This window comes from Marinobacter aromaticivorans (assembly GCF_002806975.1).
Classification (GTDB): domain Bacteria; phylum Pseudomonadota; class Gammaproteobacteria; order Pseudomonadales; family Oleiphilaceae; genus Marinobacter; species Marinobacter aromaticivorans.
This window is the reverse complement of sequence record NZ_NIHD01000031.1, coordinates 1-3,644: the sequence shown is the minus strand read 5'-3', so window position 1 is coordinate 3,644 and position 3,644 is coordinate 1. Positions and strand designations below refer to the sequence as shown.

3 protein-coding genes are annotated in these 3,644 nt (G+C 53.8%); all 3 read right to left on the bottom strand.

The features are described 5' to 3' along the window. Window positions 1-632 precede the first annotated feature (632 nt). The 3 genes from CDH48_RS19165 to CDH48_RS18930 all read right to left on the bottom strand — a co-directional run bounded on the left by CDH48_RS19165 (window position 633) and on the right by CDH48_RS18930 (window position 2,695). Window positions 633-1,040, bottom strand: a complete 408-nt coding sequence (locus CDH48_RS19165; protein WP_157807876.1) for a hypothetical protein — start codon at window positions 1,038-1,040, stop codon at window positions 633-635. Between the two features lie 107 nt (window positions 1,041-1,147). After that, window positions 1,148-1,471, bottom strand: a complete 324-nt coding sequence (locus tag CDH48_RS18940; RefSeq protein WP_100690251.1) for a hypothetical protein — start codon at window positions 1,469-1,471, stop codon at window positions 1,148-1,150. 921 nt (window positions 1,472-2,392) lie between these two features. Further along, complete coding sequence (locus CDH48_RS18930; RefSeq protein ID WP_100690249.1) at window positions 2,393-2,695, bottom strand: hypothetical protein; 303 nt, start codon at window positions 2,693-2,695, stop codon at window positions 2,393-2,395. Window positions 2,696-3,644 lie beyond the last annotated feature (949 nt).

Sequence of the window (3,644 nt, the reverse complement as noted above, 5' to 3'; positions counted from 1 at the left end):
CCAGGGCACAAAACTCTTCCCAGCCATCCGGTTCGGCTGAGCAACCAAGCTCGACAACAAACTTGCCGAGTTGCACCAAATTCGGCAATAAAGCCCACCGAAGCCCCAGCCTTTAACGCATAGCTTAGCGGCGACCTTGGAATGAAGGCGAAGCCGCAATGTAAAGGGCGTCCGGCGGCCATCGGCCGCGCACTACAGCGACTGGTTAGCTGGGGGTAACTTTGAAGACCATACCCTGGTAACCAACATGACGGCACGCTCCGCTGCCCTTGCACCTGCGCCCGCTGATGCTCCGTAATTAAAACTACCGCCAACGATGCGGTGAACGAACCTGAACTTCAGACTAGCAGATCCAGATCCGCTTTTGCGTGGACGACCCCACAAGGCCAACAACGACTTTTAAACCAACACCTGAGATCAACTGAGCTGCCAACAATCCGCCAAATTTGAGGGCCTTGGCGAAACACCGAAATCTCCGTCCTTGCTACCAGTTGGCGGCCAAGGCCACTGGCGCCGAACCACCCGAAAGGAACAATGCCACACCAGCTAACGCCGCGGTAAGCTGCGGCTATGTAGTTGATTGTGTTGTGGCAGCGTAGCGACCGCCACATAAACAAGCGACGAAATAGACGTCAGCTTGACCGCCTTGTTATATTTTTGTAGCTAATAAATGCAGTAACTGCGGCTACAAAACCACCCAAACCATAATAAAGCATTTGCATTGGTGCAGGGGGATACTTTGAGAATAAGACAGCAACAACTCCGATAGCACCAACTGTGCCGGACAATGCCACGACATAGATATTAAAAATACGAAGCCTGAACAACAAATGTGATAGCGGATACCCAATAACAAAGGTGGATGGAACTACAAAAAGCCCAAGTAAGACCAACCAAAAACCAAACCAACCAAATGTATAGTGATGAGTTGTTACACCATCTGGGGTTGTAGTCGACGAGTAGCCACCAGCAAAAGCCAGAATTACGGTTGTGACAATTGCAGATACCAATAATGATTTTAGTATTGCTCGATTATCCATGACTACCTTGTGAAATATAACGCCAACGTTTAGCGGCGCCCATGTAGCGCAGCGAAATGGGCGTCCGGTGTAGGGCCGGCAGGCCCGGAACGTACTACAACGACTTGTTAACCATACTTGATGGCTAGCAAAATTGCCGACACTGCTGCCGCAGCTAAAAACGGGGCCATGAGTATGAGCAAAGAGACTTGATACTCCTTTAGTGACTGATAAGTCCAATAGGCAGCAACAAAAAAGGAAGCCACCCCTACCCCGTGGGCCCACTTACCCGAAAACTCAGCGAGTCCCGTGCGCCCAAGTAGCGTCACATTGTCGAAATAGAATGCCACCGTACCGGCAACCAGGAACACGAAACTGAACAAACCATTAATGAATGACCAGCGCCGACGATAATAGCTAGCATCCCTGATGACTAGATCAAACTTCCACAATGCACGGCTCTCCAGATTGCCAGTGTAGTTAACGCTGAGCTTAGCGGCGCCACGTCAGTGGCGTCCGGTGGACGGCCCTCGGGCCGGGAACGTACTACAGCGACTGGTTAGAAGCCGGTTCACCCGATGGTTCCAGTCCACTTCTCAGCTCGCATGCGAACTCCAAAGAAGCCCCGCACCTGCTCGCGATCCGGCACCGATACGAACCACCAAACTACCCGTCCTGATCAGAGTTTTCGGCGAACGGCCCCACAACCTGGGCACCCTGCCGATACCCCGAAAGATGCCGATGCTGGCTTCCAAATTGGGCGACAGCGTTGCTGGCCTTGGCAACAATGCGAAACCAGAAGCTATCACCGAATTTTCCGCCAAGGCCCATGCACCCAACCACCGAAAAATTACCAGGGCCTTGGCTTTTAACGCTGAGCTTAGCGGCGCCACGTCAGTGGCGTCCGGTGGACGGCCCTCCGGGCCGGGAACGTACTACAGCGACTTGTTAGCTGGGGGCATCAATGAAGCCCGATCTCTGGCAACTAACATCGCAGCCTACACCGCTGCCCTTGCACCCAAACCCGCTGCGGCACTTTGAATAAATCACCGTCAACGATGCTGTGAACGAACCTGAACGCCAGATTAGCAGGTAAGCAAGGAACCGTTTACCGGCGGACAGCCCCACGACCCAAACGCCCATGTTACTAACAACACCGCTGAACGATTGAACTGCCAGCAAGACTGCGAATTCGGACGGCCTTGGCAACTAAACCATGTTGCCGGTTTTGCTCCCAACTTTCAGCCAAGGCCACTGGCACAGAGCCTCCCGAAAGGAACCAAAGCCACACTAGCTAACGCCAATATTAAGCGGCGCCCGACTAGGGCGTCCGGTGGACGGCCGCTAGGCCGGGAACGAACTTGAATGACTGGTTATGTGCTCTGACCCTCGAAATAAGCCCTAAGCTCCTCAAACACCTGATTCGTACCCGAGAAAAACCCAGTTTTCGGCTTCACTCCGTTAAGCTCAAGAGCAACAGCATTAATCAAAATTTTCCTTCCATCAGCCAGGTGGACTCCCATTCTTCTGGGACCTACGCCCCCACCTGAGACAAAGAGTTTCTTCACGTCATCACGAGTGTAGAGGGTATCTTTGTAGTAAAAGCCCTCCCCGGTAACGGTGAGGAGGTGCTTTGAGAAAAAGCCTAGGTGTCTCAGGCTATAAACTTGATCCATTATGCTCCCTGCACACATAACGCTGAGCTTAGCGGCGCCCTGACAAGGGCGTCCGGTGGACGGCCCTTGGGCCGGGAACGTACTACAGCGACTGGTTAGCTGGGGGCATCAATGAAGCCCAATCCCTGGCAACCAATATCGCAGCCTACACCGCCGCCCTTGCACCCAAATCCGCCGATGCACTTTTATAAAAACCACCGCCGACGATGCGGTGAATGAGCCTGAACATCAGATTAGCAGGTAAGCAAGGAACCAGCTCTCGGCGGACAGCCCCAATACCGGAACACTCCCTTAAGAACCAACTCCGCTGGCCAATTGAGCTGCCAACAAGACGACAAATTTACGGGCCTTGGCTGCGCTGCAATTTTGCCGGTTTTACTGCCAACTTTCGGCCAAGGCCATTAGCACCCGACCACCCAAAAGGTACAAAGCACTACCAGCTAACGCTGAGCTTAGCGGCGCCACGTCAGTGGCGTCCGGTGGACGGCCCCCGGGCCGGGAACGTACTACAGCGACTAGTTAGAAGCCGGTTCACCCGATGGTTCCAGTCCACTTCTCAGCTCGCATGCGAACTCCAAAGAAGCCCCGCACCTGCTCGCGATCCGGCACCGATACAAACCACCAAATTACCCGTCCCGATCAAATTTTGCGGCGAACAGCCCCACAACCTGGGCACCCTGCCGATAACCCGAAAGATGCCGATACTGGCTTCCAACTTGGACGACAGAGTTGCTGGCCTTGACAACGATGCGAAACCAGAAGCTACCACCGAATTTTCCGCCAAGGCCTATGCACCCAACTACTATAAAAATGACCGATGCCTTGGCTTATAACGCTGTTGTTTAGCGGCGGCTACGGAGCGCAGCGTAGTAGGCGTCCGGTGTAGGGCCGTCGGCCCGGAACGTACTACAACTACTGGTTAGAAGCCGGTTCACCCGATGGTTTCCGT